This is a genomic window from Kitasatospora sp. NPDC088861 (genome assembly GCF_044750105.1).
Taxonomy (GTDB): domain Bacteria; phylum Actinomycetota; class Actinomycetes; order Streptomycetales; family Streptomycetaceae; genus Kitasatospora.
Genome location: NZ_JBIVJF010000008.1, coordinates 190,535 through 209,233 on the forward strand (window position 1 = coordinate 190,535; position 18,699 = coordinate 209,233).

Genomic DNA, 18,699 nt, shown 5'->3' on the forward strand with positions numbered 1-18,699 from the left:
GAACGCGGCGCGCGGGGTGCGACAAGCCAACTAGTTCATGGTATGAAGTATCCGTTTTCCCCCAATACACAAGGAGATGTGGATGGCCGCCCCGGGGCAGGGTTTCGTCGCTGAACTGAAGGGCGCGGTCACACCGCGTGCGGCACTGCTCGTGATCGGCGTGCTGCTGCTGCAGCTCGGCTTCATCACCTCGTACGTCGGGGCGCTGCACCACCCGGCCCCGCACGAGCTGTCGATCGCGGTGGTCGCCCCGCCGCAGGTCACCCCCAAGCTGGTCCAGGGGCTGGAATCCGTGCCGGACGACGCCGTCAAGGCCGTCACCGCCCCGGACGCCGAGACGGCCACCCAGCAGATCAAGGACCAGAAGATCTACGCCGCGCTGGTCGTGAACCCGACCGGCACCGAGGACACCCTGCTGGTCGGCGGCGCCCGCGGCACCTCCGCCGCCAAGGCCGCCGAGTCCATCACCACCGCGCTGGACAAGTCCCAGGGCCGCACCGTCAAGGTCGAGGACGTCGTGCCGCTCGCCAAGGGCGACACCAACGGCCTCTCCGCGTTCTACCTGGTCATCGGCTGGTGCGTCGGCGGCTACCTGGTCGCCTCGATCCTCGGCATCAGCGCCGGCTCCAAGCCCGCCAACGTCCACCGCCTGCTGATCCGCCTCGGCGTGCTGGCGCTGTACTCGGTCGGCGCCGGCCTCGGCGGCACGATCATCGCCGGACCGGTGCTGGACGCGCTGCCCGGCTCGATCCTGGCCCTGACCGGCATCGGCGCCCTGGTGGTGTTCACGGTCGGCGCGTTCACCATGGCGCTGCAGTGCCTGTTCGACGTCATCGGCATCGGCGTCGCGGTGCTGATCTTCGTGGTGCTGGGCAACCCGAGCGCCGGCGGCGTCTACCCGGCACCGATGATGCCGCCGTTCTGGCGGGCCATCGGCTCGCTGATCCCGAACGGCGCCGGGACCAGTGCCACCAAGTCGATCGCCTACTTCGGCTCCACCAACCTGGGCATGCCGATCGTGGTCCTGGTGGTCTGGGCGCTGATCGGCATCGGCGTCGCCTACCTGGCCGTGCTGCGCGGCCCGCGCTCCGGCGGCCGCGAGATCGTCGCCGCCGAGGCGTCCTCCGAGGCCTGATCCCCCGCGTTCCTCACCCGGAGCCCCCTGCCGCCCGGCCGGGGGCTCCGGTGCGTCCCGGGCCGGGAGTCAGCCGCCGGCGAACCGGCCCGGGTCCGCGACGACCGCCCGCACCACGCCCACCGCGGCGCCCAGCAGCGGCCCGCGCCGGCCCAGCCGGGACACCGTCAGCCGCTCGTCCGACCAGGGCCGCACCGTCACCCGGGCGGCCAGCTCGGCCCGCATCGCCGGCAGCAGCCAGGACGCCAGCCGGGCGTAGCCGCCGCCCAGCACCACCTCGGCCGGGTCCAGCAGGTTGACCGCCCCGGCGGCCGCGATGCCCAGCGCCGAACCGGCCCCGGCCAGCACCGCGAGGGCCGCCTCGTCCCCGGCCCCGGCCCGCCCGGCGAGCAGCGTCACCCAGTCGCCCCGCGCGCCCGCCGGCCCGGCCGCCCGCAGCACGGCCGCCTCCCCCGCGTACTGCTCCAGGCAGCCGTGCGCGCCGCAGGCGCAGCGGTGGCCGTCCGGGTGGACCGGTACGTGGCCGAACTCGCCCGCGTAGCCGCGCGCCCCGCGCAGCAGCCGCCCGCCGACCACGATCGCCGCGCCGACGCCGGCCTCGGCCGAGACGTACAGGAAGTCCTCCGGGCCGCCGCCCAGCCACCGTTCGGCCAGCCCGCCCAGGTTGGCCTCGTTGTCCGCCTCGACCGGCAGCTCGGCCAGTTCGGCCGCGCCGGCCGCGCGCAGCGCGGGGCGCAGTTCGGCCGCCAGCGGGACGTCCCGCCAGCCCAGGTTGGCGGCCCGCTGGAGCACCCCGCCGGAGGTGCCGACCAGCCCGGGGACGGCCAGGGTCAGCCCGGCCGGGCGCAGGCCCGACTCGGCGACGGCCGCGTGCAGCAGTTCGGCGAGGTCGGCCATGACCGCGGCGGGCCGGCGGCCCCGGTTGCGGACCTCGCGGCGGCGCCAGGTCCGGACCTCGCCGCTCAGGTCGACCACGCAGGCGCCGAGGTGCTCCACGCCGATCTCGGCGCCGAGGCCGCCGGGCCCGAGCGGGTTGAGCCCGAGCGCGGTGCCGGGGCGGCCGACCTTGCCGCTGGGCGCGGCCGGGCCCTCCTCGACGACCAGGCCGCCGGCGATCAGCTGCTCGGCGAGCGAGGAGACGGCGGCCCTGGTCAGGCCGGTCTCGGCGGCCACCTCGGCCCGGGATCGCGGGGCGCGCGCGATCACCCCGAGCACCAGGGCCAGGTTGGCCCGGCGCATCCCCTGCTGGCTGGCGGGCCCGCTCCGAACCGCGTCCGGTTCCCCGCGCATAACCCTCACCTCACGGCCTTATGGCGCATCCCGTGGCATCTCGGGTGCAGCGTAACCGGGTTCGTACCTAGGGTGCGCCCGTTCGGCGGGCCGGGTGAAGACCCACCGCTGCATCGCCCAGAAGCGGAACAGCATCGCGGCGAAGGTGCCGACGACCATCCCGCTGAGGAAGTCCGCGGTCTCCTGGGCGAACGGGCCGACGTACGGCTCGCGCAGGTCCAGGGCGTAGCGGGAGAGTGCCAGCGGCAGGTCGTTGACGGCGATCGCCATGGCGCTGACCAGGAAGAACAGCAGTGCCTCGCGCGGGTGCCCGGCCGTCCGGAAGGCCCAGCGACGGTTGAGCACGTAGGAGACGACGGTCGAGATCACGGTCGCGATCGTCAGCGCGACCACCGGCTTGCGCTCCAGCACGGTGAACTTCAGCTCGAAGTCGATCACCAGGGTGAGGGTGAAGCAGGCGCCGCCGACCAGCAGGAACTTCACCAGCCTGCGGTGCCGCACCAGGAACGGACGCAGCCGGGCCGGCACCCGGGCCAGGGCGCGCTGCGTGGGGGACGGCATCTCCGCAGTGTGGCACGCGCAGACGCCGTCCTCCCGTCGATCCTCCCGTCGATCCTCCCGTCGGTCCGCCCGTCGACCCGGCGCGGCCGGGTCAGGCCGCCGCGGCCAGGACCTTGGCCGGTTCCAGGGCCAGCTCCAGCACCTCCCGCACGTCCGCCACCGGGTGGACGGTGAGCCGCTCCAGCACCTCGGCCGGGACGTCGTCCAGGTCGGCCTCGTTGCGCTTGGGGATGATCACCGTGGTGACGCCGGCCCGGTCGGCGGCGAGCAGCTTCTGCTTCACCCCGCCGATCGGCAGCACCCGCCCGGTCAGCGACACCTCGCCGGTCATCGCCAGGTCGGTGCGCACCTTGCGGCCGGACAGCAGCGAGGCGAGCGCCGTGGTCATGGTGATGCCGGCGCTCGGCCCGTCCTTGGGGACGGCCCCGGCGGGGACGTGCAGGTGCACGCCGCGGTCGCGCAGCGAGGTGACCGGCAGCTCCAGTTCGGCGCCGCGCGAGCGCAGGTAGGAGAGCGCGATGTGCGCGGACTCCTTCATCACGTCGCCCAGTTGCCCGGTGAGGGTGAGTCCGGTGCCGCCGGTCTCGGCGTCGGCGAGCGAGGCCTCGATGTAGAGGACGTCGCCGCCGGCGCCGGTCACGGCGAGGCCGGTGGCCACGCCGGGGACGGCGGTGCGCCGCTCGGCCGGCGCCTGGGCGGCCTCCGGCACGTGGTGGGGCCGGCCGATCAGGGCGCGCAGCTCGTCCGGGCCGATCGCGGCGGGCAGTTCGCGCTCGCCGAGTTCGGCCTGGGCGGCGATCCTGCGCAGCACCCGGGCGATCGAGCGCTCCAGGTTCCGCACGCCGGCCTCCCGGGTGTACTCCCCGGCCAGTCGGCGCAGCGCCGCCTCGTCGACGCTGACCTGGTCGCCGCCCAGTCCGGCCTTCTCGCGCTGGCGCGGGAGCAGGTGGTCGCGGGCGATGACGACCTTCTCGTCCTCGGTGTAGCCGTCGAGGCGGACGAGCTCCATCCGGTCGAGCAGCGGCTCGGGGATGGCCTCCAGCACGTTGGCGGTGGCGAGGAAGACGACGTCCGAGAGGTCGAGCTCGACCTCCAGGTAGTGGTCCCGGAAGGTGTGGTTCTGCGCCGGGTCCAGCACCTCCAGCAGGGCGGCGGCCGGGTCGCCCCGGTAGTCGGAGCCGACCTTGTCGATCTCGTCGAGCAGGACGACCGGGTTCATCGAGCCGGCCTCCTTGATCGCCCGCACGAGCCGGCCGGGCTGCGCGCCGACGTAGGTGCGCCGGTGGCCGCGGATCTCGGCCTCGTCCCGGACGCCGCCGAGCGCGACCCGGACGAAGGTGCGGCCCATGGCGCGGGCCACCGACTCGCCGAGCGAGGTCTTGCCGACGCCGGGCGGGCCGACCAGCGCCAGCACCGCCCCTCCGCGCCGGCCGCCGACCAGCCCGAGCCCCTGGTCGGCCCGGCGCTTGCGCACCGCGAGGTACTCGACGATGCGGTCCTTCACGTCGGCCAGGCCGGCGTGGTCGGCGTCCAGCACGGCGCGGGCGCCGGCGATGTCGTACGCGTCCTCGGTGCGCTCGTTCCAGGGCAGCTCCAGGACGGTGTCCAGCCAGGTGCGGATCCAGGGGCCCTCGGGAGACTGCTCGGAGGCCCGCTCCAGCTTGTCGACCTCCTTGAGGGCCGCGTCGCGGACCTTCTCGGGCAGGTCGGCGGCCTCGACCCGGGCGCGGTAGTCGCCCTCCTCGTCGGCCGGGTCGCCGTTGAGCTCGGCCAGTTCCTTGCGGACGGCCTCCAGCTGGCGGCGGAGCAGGAACTCCTTCTGCTGCTTGGCCACGCCCTCCTCGACGTCCTTGCGGATGGTGTCGTTGACCTCCTCCTCGGCGAGGTGGTCGCGCAGCAGGGTCAGCGCGTACTCCAGGCGGGCGACCTGGTCGGCCTCCAGCAGCACCTTGAGCTTCTGCTCGGCGGTGGCGAAGGGCGCGTAGCCGATGTTGTCGGCGAGCTCGCCGACGCCCTCGATCTGGGCCACCCGGTCGACGATCTGCCAGGCGCCGCGCCTGCGCAGCCACTGGGTGGACAGCGCCTTGTACTCCTTGACCAGCTCGGCGGCCCGGCCGGCCACCGGGGTGTCCACCGAGGACTCCCGGAAGGGCGTGGTCTCCACCCAGAGGGCGGCGCCGGGGCCGGTGGTGCCGGCCCCGATGCGGACCCGGCGCACGGCGCGCACCAGCGCGGCCGGCTCCCCGTCGGCCAGTCGGCCGACCTGTTCGACGGTGGCCAGGGTGCCGACCGCCGCGTACGAGCCGTCCACCCGCGGGACCAGCAGGACCTGCGGCTTGCCGGTGCCGGTGGCCGCCGCGCGGGCGGCCTCGACCGCGGCGCGCACCTCGGTGTCCTTGAGGTCCAGCGGGACGACCATGCCCGGCAGGACGACCTCGTCGTCGAGCGGCAGCACGGGCAGGGTGAGCGGTGTGGACGTCGATGCCATGATCTCTCCCCAGTCAGTGAAGTTGAGTCGACCTGACTAAGGCCTGGCGCGCGCCGGATGTTCCCGGGGCGGCGTTCGCCGTGAGCGAACAGGAGCGGGTGTGGAGCGAGCAGGGGGAGGGCGAGGGAAGTGCCGTCAAAAGCGCCCGGGGGCGACACCCGGAAGGGTCAGCGCACGTCCAGGACCGGAGCGCCGCCCGGCGCGGGCGAGGAGCCCGCGGCCGGCGCCTCGACCCGGCGCGTCCGCGGCTTCGGCCGCGGCCGGCGGGCCTGGGCCCGGCGCAGCCAGCGCCACAGCGCCACCCCGGTGAGCACCGCGGCCGGGTGCCCCACGGCGGTGACCAGGTCCCGCTCGGTGAGGATCTGCTCGGCGATCAGCAGCCCGGCGCCGCCGAGCGCGACCAGCCGCCCGCGCCACGGCAGCAGCCCGGCCACCGCGCCCAGACAGGTGAGCACGCCGTAGCTGACGCCGATGTCCAGGTAGTCCAGTGCCCCGGCCTCCATCCGCCCGGTCTCCACCGCGGTGATCACCACGCCCTGGGACAGCAGCGTGGCCGTGACGTGCCCGATCGCGAAGACCGCCGCCGCCCGGGCGGGGCCGATCCGGCGCTCCAGCGGCGCGAGGGTGACGGCGAATCCCCACAGGTACGGCATCCACACCTCGCCGGCCACCCAGAAGCCGCTGAGCACCAGCGCGCGCAGGGGGTGCTGCAGGAGGTTGTGGCCGTCGGAACTGGAGGCCTCCTGCAGCCGCTGCACGAGTTCCGGATCGGCGAGTTTGGCAAAGGTCGTGGTGGCGCCCACCACGGCGAGATAGCCGAGGGTGAAGGGGTTTCGCCGGGGTGTCGGCACCCGCGCCAGCAGCCACTCGACGACGCCGGTGCGCAGACCGTGCCGGAGCATCCCGTACGGCGGGCCGGCGGGCGGCGCCCCGACCCGTCCGGCACCTCGCCGCAGTCCAGCCATGCCGCCCTCCGCTCCACGCCGGCAGCCACCGGCCCCTCACCCAGGTGCCCAACGTACCGGCGCGCGCCGCGGATCCCGCCCTGCGGGGGCGTTGTCGTGGCCACGTTACGTCGAGGTTCTGAGAGGCATCTGAGAAAAGCCGGTGAAGACCGTCAGGAAACCGGTCGACCGGATTCCTGATATTGGTCCAGACCTTCTTTCGGCGAGCGCGCCGACAGGGGCTCTGACCGGCGACTTGGCGTCAACTCGACTGCATACGTACCGTTACGCAGAGAAAAATCGCCGGGTAAGGTATCGGCCCGTGCCCACTCGTGCAGTGGGCTCCGAGGGCGGCCCGACAGCCGGCCCACGGGCCGGAAACGTCCGGTCCACCTGCCGGGAGGCATCCGCTGTCCGTACGCTGCGAAGTGCGCGGGAGAAGTGGGCGGGCGACAATCCGCCCGCCGACCCGCACGCACGACGGGACGGCGGACCCGGCACAGTCCACGACGGAACAAGACTACGAGCGGAGTCCCGCCATCCCCACAGGTGGCCGGCCCGCAGCCCTGGGGGCGGTGGCGTGACCGTGACAGAACTTCAGCAGGACAACAACCACAGCGGCGGCACGGTGAGCAGCCAACGCAGAGTGCTGGTGGTGGAGGACGAGCCGACGATCGCGGAGTCGATCGCGGCCCGGCTGGGCGCGGAGGGCTTCAAGGTCGCCGTGGCCCACGACGGGCCGGGCGCGGTCGACGGCTTCCACACCTGGCAGCCGGACCTGGTGGTCCTCGACATCATGCTGCCCGGCTTCGACGGCCTTGAGGTGTGCCGCCGGATCCAGGCGCAGCGCCCGGTGCCGGTGCTGATGCTGACCGCGCGCGACGACGAGACGGACCTGCTGGTCGGCCTCGGCGTGGGCGCCGACGACTACATGACCAAACCGTTCTCGATGCGCGAACTGGCCGCCCGGGTCAACGTGCTGCTGCGCCGCGTCGAGCGCGCCCAGCAGGCGGCCCGCACGCCCGCGCTCGGCTCGCTGCGCTTCGGCGAGCTGGAGATCGACCACGTGCAGCGCCGGGTCCGGCTCGCCTCGGGCGACGTCCACCTGACGCCCACCGAGTTCGACCTGCTCGCCTGCCTGGCCGCGCAGCCGCGCGCCGTGCTGACCCGCGAGCAGCTGCTGGCCGAGGTCTGGGACTGGACGGACGCGTCCGGCACCCGCACCGTGGACAGCCACGTCAAGGCGCTGCGCCGCAAGATCGGCGCGAGCTGGATCCGTACCGTCCACGGCGTCGGGTACGCGCTGGAGGCCCCGCTCTCCTAGCGGCGAGCCTCGGGCGACGGGCCTCCGGGGGGCCCGTGTCCCGAACTGCCGCGCACCACGCGGGGGACGTACGCGGGGATCACAGGGGACCAATGACCTTTCCACAGCAACGCAACGGGGACACCGGCGGCACGCGGTCGCAGACGCTGGCCGCCCGCGCCGCCCGCCGGGTCTGGGCCGACATCCGGCCGCTCGACCCGGTCCGCTCGATCAAGGGCAAGCTCGCCCTGCTGGTGATCGTCTCCGTCTTCCTGGCCACCGGCATGGTGGTCGTGGCGATCCGGTCCGAGACCCAGATCCGGATCATCATGGTCTTCTCCATGATCGCCTCGCTGCTCTTCATGCAGTTCCTCGCGCACGGGCTGACCGCCCCCCTGCGCGAGATGACGGCCGCCGCCCGCGCGATGGCCTCCGGCGACTACAGCCGCCGGGTCGAGGTGAACTCGCGCGACGAGATCGGCGAACTGGCGACCACCTTCAACCAGATGGCCGCCGATCTGGGGGCCGCCGACCGGCACCGCCGCGAGCTGGTCGCCAACGTCTCGCACGAGCTGCGCACGCCCATCGCCGCGCTGCGCGCCGTGCTGGAGAACGTGGTGGACGGCGTCGTCCAGCCCAATCCGGCGACCCTGGGGGCCGCCCTGGAGCAGACCGAGCGGCTCGGCCGCCTGGTCACCCACCTGCTGGACCTCTCCAAGATCGACGACGGCGTTGTCGACCTGGACGCCCGCCCCTTCGAGGTGCGCGAGTTCCTGGACGGCGTGCTGCGCGGGGTCACCGTGGACGGCGCGACGGCCGGCGGGGCGTTCTCCCGGCGCGGCGACGTCCGGCTGGCGCTGGAGGTCAGCCCGACCGGCCTGACCGGCGTGGCGGACCCGGAACGGCTCCACCAGGTGGTCGCCAACCTGGTCGACAACGCCTGCAAGCACTCCCCGCCCGGCGGGACCGTGACGGTGCGCGCGCGGCCCGACGGCGGGCCCGGCGGCCTGCTGCTGGAGGTCGAGGACGAGGGCCCGGGCATCCCGCCGGCCGACCGCGGCCGGGTGTTCGAGCGGTTCAGCCGCAGCGGCACCGCGACCGCCCAGGGGCCCGGCTCGGACGGCGGCACCGGCCTCGGCCTGGCCATCGCCCGCTGGGCGGTGGACCTGCACGGCGGTCGGATCGCGGTCGCCGAGTCGCCGCGCGGCTGCCGGATCGAGGTCCGGCTGCCGGGGCAGCGCTGAGGGTCGGATGTGTCACAGAAGCGACACAGACGTACACGAAGATCATTGGATGATCCGCATGGGGCTTTGTCCGGTTTTGCCCGGATATGCCCTATGGGTGGAGGCGATCGCTTCCCCTCAGATACGGCTTTCTAACGCACATTTTCAGCCAAACTGCAGGTCAGGACTGTGATCTGGGCGACGCCTGGGGCCCGGGGACTGCGCGATCACTGGTCAGGGGCGTAGCCTTAATCCCCGCTGTCCAAACATCCCAAAAGGAAGCGGAAGAGGGCGGTTGCCGCCGTGTCGCCACAGTCCCCTGAAACCCCCAATAGCTCGGCTAGCTCCACTGGCTTCGGTCCCAATGAGTGGCTCGTCGATGAGATCTACCAGCAGTACCTCCAGGACCCGAACTCGGTCGACCGAGCCTGGTGGGACTTTTTCGCCGACTACAAGCCCGGTACCGAGGTGACCCCAGTGACCCAGGCCGCGACCCAGGCCGGCCCCACGCCGACCCCTGCCGCTGCCCCCGCGCCCGCTGCTGCTGCTCCGGCCGCGACCGCCCCCGCCGCACCGGCCGCCCCGGCCGCTCCGGCGCCGGCCCCCGCGCCGCTCGCCGCAGCTCCCGTCGCGCCCCCGGCCCCGGCCCCCAAGGCCGCCGCCCCGACCGCTCCGGCCGCTCCGGCCGCCGCCGCGGCGGACGCGCCCGCCGGCCCCGAGCTGATCCAGCTGCGCGGCCCGGCCAAGGCCGTCGCCACCAACATGGACGCCTCGCTGGAGGTGCCGACCGCGACCTCGGTCCGCGCGGTACCCGCGAAGCTGTTGATCGACAACCGCATCGTCATCAACAACCACCTGCAGCGCGCCCGCGGCGGCAAGGTCTCCTTCACCCACCTGATCGGCTACGCCCTGGTCCAGGCCATCAAGGCCGCCCCGGGCATGAACTACAGCTACAAGGTGGAGAACGGCAAGGCCTTCCTGGTCAAGCCCGAGCACGTCAACCTCGGCCTGGCCATCGACCTGGTCAAGCCGAACGGCGACCGCCAGCTCGTCGTCGCGGCCATCAAGAAGGCCGAGACCCTCGACTTCTTCGGCTTCTGGCAGGCCTACGAGGACATCGTCCGCCGGGCCCGCGCCAACAAGCTGACCATGGACGACTTCACCGGCGTCACGGTCTCGCTGACCAACCCCGGCGGCATCGGCACCGTGCACTCCGTGCCGCGCCTGATGCAGAACCAGGGCACCATCGTCGGCGTCGGCGCCATGGAGTACCCGGCCGAGTTCCAGGGCTCCGCCCCGGAGACCCTGTCCCGCCTGGGCGTCTCCAAGATCATGACGCTGACCTCGACCTACGACCACCGCGTCATCCAGGGCGCGGCGTCCGGCGAGTTCCTGCGCGAGATCCACCGCCTCCTCCTCGGCGAGAAGGGCTTCTACGACGAGATCTTCGAGTCGCTGCGGATCCCGTACGAGCCGGTCCGCTGGGCCACCGACGTCGCCACCACCCACGACGACGAGGTCAACAAGACCGCCCGCGTCATGGAGCTGATCCACGCGTACCGCGTGCGCGGCCACCTGATGGCCGACACGGACCCGCTGGAGTACAAGCAGCGCAAGCACCCCGACCTGGACGTCACCACCCACGGCCTCACCCTGTGGGACCTGGAGCGCGAGTTCGCGGTCGGCGGTTTCGGCGGCCAGAAGATGATGAAGCTCCGCGACATCCTCGGCCTGCTGCGCAACACGTACTGCCGCACCGTCGGCGTCGAGTACATGCACATCCAGGACCCGAAGCAGCGCAAGTGGCTGCAGGAGCGCCTGGAGAAGCCCTACTCCAAGCCCGAGCGCGAGGAGCAGCTGCGCATCCTGCGCCGGCTGAACTCGGCCGAGGCCTTCGAGACCTTCCTGCAGACCAAGTACGTCGGGCAGAAGCGCTTCTCGCTGGAGGGCGGCGAGTCGCTCATCCCGCTGCTGGACGCCACCATCGACGCCGCCGCCGAGCACCGCCTCGACGAGGCCGTCATCGGCATGGCCCACCGCGGCCGCCTGAACGTGCTGGCCAACATCGTCGGCAAGCCGTACGGCAAGATCTTCGGCGAGTTCGAGGGCAACCTCGACCCGAAGTCGATGCACGGCTCCGGCGACGTGAAGTACCACCTCGGTTCCGAGGGCACCTTCACCGGCCTGGACGGCGAGACCATCAAGGTCTCGCTCGCCGCGAACCCCTCCCACCTGGAGACGGTCGACCCGGTCGTCGAGGGCATCGCCCGCGCCAAGCAGGACATCCTGGACCAGGGCGGCACCACCTTCCCGGTGCTGCCGATCCAGATCCACGGCGACGCGGCCTTCGCCGGCCAGGGCGTCGTCGCGGAGACCCTGAACATGTCGCAGCTGCGCGGCTACCGCACCGGCGGCACGATCCACCTGGTGGTCAACAACCAGGTCGGCTTCACCGCCGCCCCGGCGTCCTCGCGCTCCTCGATGTACTGCACCGACGTGGCCCGGATGATCGAGGCCCCGATCTTCCACGTCAACGGCGACGACCCGGAGGCCGTGGTCCGCGTCGCGCGGCTCGCCTTCGAGTTCCGCCAGACGTTCCACAAGGACGTCGTGATCGACCTCATCTGCTACCGCCGCCGCGGTCACAACGAGGCCGACAACCCGTCGTTCACCCAGCCGCTGATGTACGACCTGATCGACAAGAAGCGCTCGGTGCGCAAGTTGTACACCGAGGGCCTGATCGGTCGCGGCGACATCACCATGGAAGAGGCGGAGCAGGCGCTCCAGGACTTCCAGGGCCAGCTGGAGAAGGTCTTCGCCGAGGTCCGCGACGCCGCCCAGACCCCGGCCCCGGCCACCGCCGGCAAGCCGGTCGCCGACTTCCCGGTCAACATCCAGACCGGCATCTCCCAGGAGATGGTCAAGCGGATCGCCGCCTCGCAGGTCAACCTGCCGGACTGGCTGACCGTCCACCCGCGCCTGCTGCCGCAGCTCCAGCGCCGCGCCGCCTCCGTCGAGGACAACACCATCGACTGGGCGACGGGCGAGACCCTCGCCATCGGCTCGCTGCTCATGGAGGGCCACCCGGTCCGCCTGGCCGGCCAGGACAGCCGCCGCGGCACCTTCGGCCAGCGGCACGCCGTCCTGATCGACCGCAACACCGGCGAGGACTACACCCCGCTGCAGTACCTCACCGAGGACCAGGCCCGCTACACCGTCTACGACAGCCTGCTGTCGGAGTACGCGGCGATGGGCTTCGAGTACGGCTACTCGCTGACCCGCCCGAACTCGCTGGTCATGTGGGAGGCGCAGTTCGGCGACTTCGTCAACGGCGCGCAGACCGTGGTGGACGAGTACATCGCCTCCGCCGAGCAGAAGTGGGGCCAGCACTCGGGCGTCACCCTGCTGCTGCCGCACGGCTACGAGGGCCAGGGCCCGGACCACTCGTCCGCCCGCCCGGAGCGCTTCCTGCAGCTGTGCGCGCAGAACAACATGACGGTCGCCATGCCGACCCTGCCGTCGAACTACTTCCACCTGCTGCGCTGGCAGGCGCACAACCCGCACCACAAGCCGCTGGTCGTCTTCACCCCGAAGTCGATGCTGCGTCTCAAGGCCGCGGCGAGTGCGACCGAGGAGTTCCTGTCCGGCTCCTTCCGCCCGGTCATCGGTGACAACACCGTCGACCCGGCGCAGGTGCGCAAGGTCGTCATCACCGCCGGCAAGTTCTACTACGACCTGGCGGCGGCCCGCACCGAGCGCGGCGTCACCGACACCGCGATCGTCCGGGTCGAGCGGCTCTACCCGCTGCCGGTGGCCGAGCTCCAGGAGGAGCTCGCCCGCTACGGCGACGACGTCCAGTTCGTCTGGGCGCAGGAGGAGCCGGACAACCAGGGCGCCTGGCCGTTCATCGCGATGAACCTGGTCGACCACCTCCAGGTCGTCGTCGGCCGCAGCGCCAACGGCTCGCGGCTGCGCCGCGTCGCCCGCACGACGGCCTCGTCCCCGGCGGTCGGCTCGGCCAAGCGGCACGCCGCCGAGCAGCAGGCGCTGATCGAAGAGGTCTACTCGCTCTGAGGCCCTGACGCCCCGAGGCGCTGGAGCACCGACGCCCGCGGCCCCCGTCCTCCCCTGGGAGACGGGGGCCGCGGGCGTCCCCGACTATCCTGACCAGGTCAATCCCCATCGGACCGGAGTGAACCCGTGTACTTCACCGACCGCGGCATCGAGGAGCTGCAGAACCGGCGCGGCGACGAGGAGGTCACCTTCGAGTGGCTGGCCGAGCGACTGCGCGAGTTCGTCGACCTCAACCCGGACTTCGAGATCCCCGTCGAGCGGCTGGCCACCTGGCTGGCCCGGCTCGACGACGAGGACGACGAGTGACCGGTGCGGTGCCGTCGCACTGAACCGCTGATGAGGGGCCCGGGAGGCGATCGCCTGCCGGGCCCCTCACGTATCCGCGCCCGCCCGTAGGGGGCGCCTCGGGGGCGGCTCCGGGACGGCTCAGGGACGGGATCCGGGACGGCGCGCTTGACTTGCGCGTCACGCGATATATCGTCTTTGGAAGAGAACGCGATACATCGCGATCGGCAACGGGAGGCGGCAGAGATGAGCCAGTGGACGGTCGAGGGACCCGAGAGGATCACCATCGACGAGGCGGTCCGGGCGCTGCACGTGCGGATCATCGAGGGCACGGTGAACGTGGTGGCGGCCGAGGGCCCGGCCCGCCTGGAGGTCACCGAGCTCCAGGGCGAGCCGCTGCACGTGACCCTGGTGGACGGCGTCCTGACGGTCACCTACAAGGACATCAACAGCTGGGGCGAGTTCGGCGACCGGCTCAAGTCGGTCGACGCGGTCAAGGGCTTCTTCAGCTCCTTCAAGCGCAAGCGCGTCGCCGGCGTCACCCTGACCGTCCCGGCCGACGCCGAGGTCAAGGTCGGCACCGTCTCGGCCGACGCCACCGTCTCCGGGATCACCGGCCACGTCTCGGTGCAGAGCGCCAGCGGCGACGCCACCCTGGTCGGCCTGACCGGCCGCACCGAGGCCAACACCGTCACCGGCGACGTCGACGCCCAGTCGGTGGCCGGCCAGCTCAAGGTCAACACCGTCTCCGGCCAGCTCACCGTCGTCGCCGGCACCGCCGACCGGGTCCAGGCCAACGCCGTCACCGGCGCCGTCACCCTGGACCTCGACGTCGCCAACCCGGCCGACGTCAAGGTCACCACCGTCAGCGGCCCGGTCGTCATCCGGATCCCCTCGCTGGCCGACGCCAAGGTCGAGGCCGGCTCCACCAGCGGCGACATCTCCAGCACCTTCGACGGCCTCAAGCTCAGCGGCAGCTGGGGCGCCAAGCGCCTGTCCGGCCAGCTCGGCGACGGCCGGGGCAGCCTCGCCGTGACCACCGTCTCCGGCGGCGTCACCGTGCTGCGCCGCCCCGACCCCGAGGACGAGGCGCCGGTGGTCGTCAAGGAGCTCCCGGCCGGACTCGGCAAGCCCGACCTCACCAAGGAGGCGTGAGATGACGCCCGTGTTCGGCCACGGCCGGCTCCGGCTCTACCTGCTGAAGCTGCTCGACGAGGCCCCGCGGCACGGCTACGAGGTGATCCGCCTGCTGGAGGAGCGCTTCCAGGGCCTGTACGCGCCCTCCGCCGGGACGGTCTACCCCCGGCTCGCCAAGCTGGAGCAGGAGGGCCTGGTCACCCACAGCACCGAGGGCGGCCGCAAGGTCTACCGGCTGACCGACGCCGGGCGCGCCGAACTGGAAGCCCGACAGGGCGAGTTGGACGACCTGGAAGTGGAGATCCACGACTCCGTGGCGCAGTTGGCCGGGGCGATCCGCGAGGACGTCCGGGACAGCGCCAAGGACCTGCGCGAGGAGCTGTGGCAGGCCGCCCGGCAGGCCCCCCGGCCGGACCGCGCCGAGGGCGGGGACCCGTGGTCCGGACCGTGGGGCGACAACGAGTCCTGGCAGCGCGCCAAGGAGGAGTTCGCCCAGTTCAAGCGGCAGGCCAAGGACCAGGCCAAGCGCGCCCGGGAGCAGGAGAAGGCCGCCAAGGCCAAGGCGAAGGCCGCCGAGGAGGAGGCCCGCAGGCTGCGCGAGCAGGCCAAGGCCTCGCGGACGGCCGCTCAGCAGGAGGCGCTGCGGATCAAGCGCCGGGTCGAGCAGCAGGTGCGGGAGCACGCCGCGAAGGGCGACTGGCCGACCGGCCTGGCCGAGGGCCTGGCCGAGCTGACCAAGGGCCTGTCCGGGCTGGCCGACGCGGCCCGCTGGGGCCAGTCGGCCGACGGGCCGGCCGAGGAGGTCACCGTCACCCGGATCGACCGGGACAAGGACGAGCCGACCACGCCGACCGCCCCGGCCGACCTGCCGCCGTGGGCGCGGACCGACCCGGCCGGCGACCCGGCCCGCGAACTGGAGCGGCTGCTCGACCGCTTCCGCGACCAGGTCCGCGACGCGGCCCGGGACGGCGGCGTGAGCAGCGACAAGCTGGCCGAGGCCCGCTCGGTGCTGGGCTCGGCCGGCGAGCGGCTGAAGCGCCTGCTCGGCTGACCGGCAGGCCGCCGGACCACCACCGGCCCGGCACGCTCCACGGAGCGTGCCGGGCCGGTCCGCGTCAGGGCCGCACCGGCGTCAGGGCCGGACGGCGCCAGAGCCGCAAGACGTCACGGCGTCACGGCGTCACGGCGTCAGCACGATCTTGCCGAAGACGTCGCCCTTGGCGAGCCGCGCGAAGCCGTCCCGGGCCTCTGCCAGCGGCAGCACCGAGTCGATCACCGGCCGGACGCCGCTGGTCGCGCACAGCGAGAGCAGCCCCGCCAGTTCCTCCTTGGTCCCCATCGTCGAGCCGACCACCTTGAGCTCCAGGAAGAAGATCCGGTTCAGCTCGGTGGCGCTCGGGTTGGGACCGGAGGTGGCACCGGAGATGACGACGGTGCCACCCGGGCGCAGCGCCTTCACCGAGTGCGCCCAGGTCGCGGCGCCGACCGTCTCCATCACCGCGTCCACCCGGGCGGGCAGCCGGGCGCCGCTCTCGAAGGCGGCGTCGGCGCCGAGTTCGACCGCCCGGCGGCGCTTGGCCTCGTCCCGGCCGGTGACCCAGACCCGCAGCCCGGCGGCCTTGCCGAGGACGATCAGCGCGGTCGCCACGCCGCCGCCCGCGCCCTGCACCAGGACGGTGTCACCGGGCTTGACCCCGGCGTTGGTGAACAGCATCCGGTAGGCCGTCAGCCAGGCCGTGGGCAGGCAGGCGGCCTCTTCGAAGCTGAGTTCGGCGGGCTTGGGCAGCAGGTTCCAGGTGGGCACGGCCACCTGCTGGGCGAAGGTGCCCTGGTAGCGCTCGGTCAGGATGGACCGGGGTTCGTCCGGGCCCACCCCGTGGCCGCTCTGGCCGATCACCGAGTGGAGGACGACCTCGTTGCCGTGCTCGTCGACACCGGCGGCGTCGCAGCCGAGGATCATCGGCAGCCGTCCGGCGGGCAGGCCGACCCCGCGCAGCGACCACAGGTCGTGGTGGTTGAGGCTGGCGGCCCTGACCGTGACCACGCTCCATCCGGGGCGGGCCTGCGGCTCGGGGAGTTCACCCAACTCCAGTCCGCTGAGCGGGTCATCGGCGTCGATACGTGCGGCGTAGGCAGCAAACATGCTGCGGACGATAGCCGCGCCGGCCGGGGCCGGGAACCACGCGCGGGTGTGACGCGTGTCCCGGCCCCGGCCGTGTCGGCGGCGCCGCTCCCGCCGGGTCCTGCCCGGCAGCGGCGACCGGATCGTCAGATCCGGGCCACGCCCTCGGCCCGGGCGGCCTCGGCGACGGCCTTGGTGACCGCCGGGGCGACCCGCTCGTCGAACGGCGAGGGGATGACCTTCTGCGGCGTCAGCTCGTCGGCGACGACACCGGCCAGTGCCTTGGCGGCGGCCAGCTTCATGCCCTCGGTGATCCGGCTGGCCCGCACCTGGAGGGCGCCGGCGAAGATGCCGGGGAAGGCCAGCACGTTGTTGATCTGGTTCGGGAAGTCGCTGCGCCCGGTGGCGACGACCGCCGCGTACTTGTGCGCGACCTCGGGGTGGATCTCCGGGGTGGGGTTGGCCATCGCGAAGATGAACGCGCCCGCGGCCATGGTCGCGACGACCTCCTCCGGCACGGTGCCGCCGGAGACGCCGATGAACACGTCGGCGCCGGCCAGCGCGTCGGCCAGGGTGCCCCTGAGGCCGGTGCGGTTGGTCAGTTCGGCGATCTCGGCCTTGACGTCGGTGAGGTCGCCGCGGCCGTCGTACACCACGCCCTTGCGGTCGCAGACCGCGACGTCGCCGATGCCCGCCGCCACCAGCATCTTGGCGATGGCGATGCCGGCCGCGCCGGCGCCGGAGATGACGGCCCGCAGCGAGCCGATCTCACGGCCGGTCACCTTGGCCGCGTTCCACAGGGCGGCGGTGGTGACGATCGCGGTGCCGTGCTGGTCGTCGTGGAAGACCGGGATGTCCACGGCCTCCTGGAGGCGGCGCTCGATCTCGAAGCAGCGGGGGGCGGAGATGTCCTCCAGGTTGACGCCGCCGAAGGAGGGCGCCAGCCGCACCACGGTCTCGACGATCTCGTCGACCTCGGTGCAGGCGAGCGCGATCGGCACCGCGTCCACGCCGCCGAACTGCTTGAACAGGATGGCCTTGCCCTCCATCACGGGCAGGGAGGCCTCCGGGCCGATGTCGCCGAGGCCCAGCACGGCGGTGCCGTCGGTGACCACGGCGACGGTGTTGGACTTCCAGGTGTAGTCGTTGACCAGCTCCGGCTGCTCGGCGATGGCCGTGCAGACGCGGGCGACACCGGGCGTGTAGGCGAGGGACAGGTCGTCCGCGTCGCGCACCGGGACGGTCGCCCGGATCTCCATCTTGCCGCCGCGGTGGAGCGCGAAAACGGCGTCGACCGGATCGACGGTGTCCTGGGTGCTGCTGATGATCTCCGCTGCCACGATGACCTCTTCGTCATTGATCTGGCGAGGGTGCGCGACCGACGGACAGGACGACCCGTCCGGAAACCGGAAACCGGGTACGCCGAAGCGGACCCGGGGGCTGGGTCGGGGCGCTGCCGTCGGGCGGCGCCCTCGGATGAGGGTTTTATGGGTCTTGTTGGTCCGCGTAGTGCTTCCGGGCCGAGCGTAGGACGGACCAAGGCATCGCACCTATGCCTTTTCGTCCTCGTCACGTGCAGTTCATCGCCGAGCTGTCGCGTCACTGGGGCCCGGCGTCGGAAGCGCCGGGCTCCGGCGGCGGCAACGGTGATGGCGGCACGCGCACCCGCAGGAGTGAACGCAGACGCGCTGGGGAGTCGGCGTCCCGGATACGGAGCCACGTGATGACTTCCGTTCCCGGACACCCCGAGCCTGTCGGGACTCGTCGGTCTGGTTCGAGCGTTCGGGGGTCACCCGGTACCGAATTCTGACACACCCGCCGCCGGGCCCGGCAGGGCGGGATGGCCGGATCGCGTGTCCGCCATTTCGCGTACACCCACGCGTCACCGTGGCGGCCGCACACCCCTGCGCCGTGGTCGACGGCGGCATCCGAGCCGGGGCGGCGGGCCTCCGGGCACCGGGCGGGGGGATCTGCATACTTATGCACGGAGTGACAGGAACACGGAATAAGTCCGAATAGCGGACAGCCCGGGCCCTCGTTATCCGATTTTGATCTGGATGAGGGCCATCCGACCGTCCACAGATGGCAGGATTCCCCCCATCTCGGATCGAGCCGGCCACTGGTCGAGGCGGTTCGC

The 18,699-nt window shown here is 72.6% G+C and carries 13 protein-coding genes; 7 read left to right on the forward strand and 6 right to left on the reverse strand.

All coding sequences use genetic code 11. The annotated features are described in order from the left end of the window. The first annotated feature begins 82 nt into the window (after positions 1 to 82). Positions 83 to 1,135 carry an ABC transporter permease gene (locus tag ACIP37_RS17165; RefSeq protein ID WP_363581935.1) on the forward strand — a complete coding sequence of 351 codons (1,053 nt, stop codon included), beginning with the start codon at positions 83 to 85 and terminating at the stop codon, positions 1,133 to 1,135. A 69-nt stretch (positions 1,136 to 1,204) separates the two neighbouring features. Here ACIP37_RS17165 and ACIP37_RS17170 read toward each other — a convergent pair whose 3' ends face one another. From ACIP37_RS17170 to ACIP37_RS17185, 4 genes are all read right to left on the reverse strand, one after another. Then, complete coding sequence (locus tag ACIP37_RS17170; RefSeq protein WP_363581933.1) at positions 1,205 to 2,425, reverse strand: ROK family transcriptional regulator; 1,221 nt, start codon at positions 2,423 to 2,425, stop codon at positions 1,205 to 1,207. A gap of 18 nt (positions 2,426 to 2,443) precedes the next feature. After that, complete coding sequence (locus ACIP37_RS17175) at positions 2,444 to 2,986, reverse strand: GtrA family protein (protein WP_363581931.1); 543 nt, start codon at positions 2,984 to 2,986, stop codon at positions 2,444 to 2,446. Between the two features lie 91 nt (positions 2,987 to 3,077). After that, complete coding sequence (gene lon, locus ACIP37_RS17180) at positions 3,078 to 5,474, reverse strand: endopeptidase La (RefSeq protein ID WP_363581929.1); 2,397 nt, start codon at positions 5,472 to 5,474, stop codon at positions 3,078 to 3,080. A 167-nt stretch (positions 5,475 to 5,641) separates the two neighbouring features. Then, positions 5,642 to 6,439: a rhomboid-like protein gene (locus ACIP37_RS17185; RefSeq protein WP_363581928.1), complete on the reverse strand. Its 798-nt coding sequence runs from the start codon at positions 6,437 to 6,439 to the stop codon at positions 5,642 to 5,644. 565 nt (positions 6,440 to 7,004) lie between these two features. On the opposite strand from ACIP37_RS17185, the gene ACIP37_RS17190 reads away from it, so the two are divergent. The 6 genes from ACIP37_RS17190 to ACIP37_RS17215 all read left to right on the forward strand — a co-directional run bounded on the left by ACIP37_RS17190 (position 7,005) and on the right by ACIP37_RS17215 (position 15,491). Continuing rightward, positions 7,005 to 7,742 (forward strand): response regulator transcription factor, encoded by a 738-nt coding sequence (locus tag ACIP37_RS17190; RefSeq protein ID WP_063351140.1) that lies wholly within the window; start codon positions 7,005 to 7,007, stop codon positions 7,740 to 7,742. A 92-nt stretch (positions 7,743 to 7,834) separates the two neighbouring features. After that, entirely contained in the window at positions 7,835 to 8,965 is a 1,131-nt protein-coding gene (locus tag ACIP37_RS17195) for a cell wall metabolism sensor histidine kinase WalK (RefSeq protein ID WP_063347842.1), read from the forward strand. A gap of 282 nt (positions 8,966 to 9,247) precedes the next feature. Beyond that, a complete protein-coding gene (locus ACIP37_RS17200) occupies positions 9,248 to 13,018 on the forward strand; it encodes a multifunctional oxoglutarate decarboxylase/oxoglutarate dehydrogenase thiamine pyrophosphate-binding subunit/dihydrolipoyllysine-residue succinyltransferase subunit (protein ID WP_363581926.1) in 3,771 nt (1,256 codons plus the stop codon). 126 nt (positions 13,019 to 13,144) lie between these two features. Continuing rightward, positions 13,145 to 13,324, forward strand: coding sequence for a DUF6104 family protein (locus ACIP37_RS17205; protein ID WP_063347844.1), 180 nt, complete (start codon positions 13,145 to 13,147; stop codon positions 13,322 to 13,324). Between the two features lie 225 nt (positions 13,325 to 13,549). Further along, positions 13,550 to 14,458 (forward strand): DUF4097 family beta strand repeat-containing protein, encoded by a 909-nt coding sequence (locus ACIP37_RS17210; protein ID WP_363581924.1) that lies wholly within the window; start codon positions 13,550 to 13,552, stop codon positions 14,456 to 14,458. A gap of 1 nt (position 14,459) precedes the next feature. Further along, positions 14,460 to 15,491 (forward strand): PadR family transcriptional regulator, encoded by a 1,032-nt coding sequence (locus tag ACIP37_RS17215; RefSeq protein ID WP_363581922.1) that lies wholly within the window; start codon positions 14,460 to 14,462, stop codon positions 15,489 to 15,491. Between the two features lie 129 nt (positions 15,492 to 15,620). Here ACIP37_RS17215 and ACIP37_RS17220 read toward each other — a convergent pair whose 3' ends face one another. Further along, on the reverse strand, positions 15,621 to 16,583 hold the full coding sequence (locus tag ACIP37_RS17220; RefSeq protein WP_363588857.1) for a zinc-binding dehydrogenase: 963 nt from the start codon (positions 16,581 to 16,583) through the stop codon (positions 15,621 to 15,623). Between the two features lie 125 nt (positions 16,584 to 16,708). Further along, positions 16,709 to 17,902: an NADP-dependent malic enzyme gene (locus tag ACIP37_RS17225; protein ID WP_363588855.1), complete on the reverse strand. Its 1,194-nt coding sequence runs from the start codon at positions 17,900 to 17,902 to the stop codon at positions 16,709 to 16,711. Between the last annotated feature and the right edge of the window lie 797 nt (positions 17,903 to 18,699).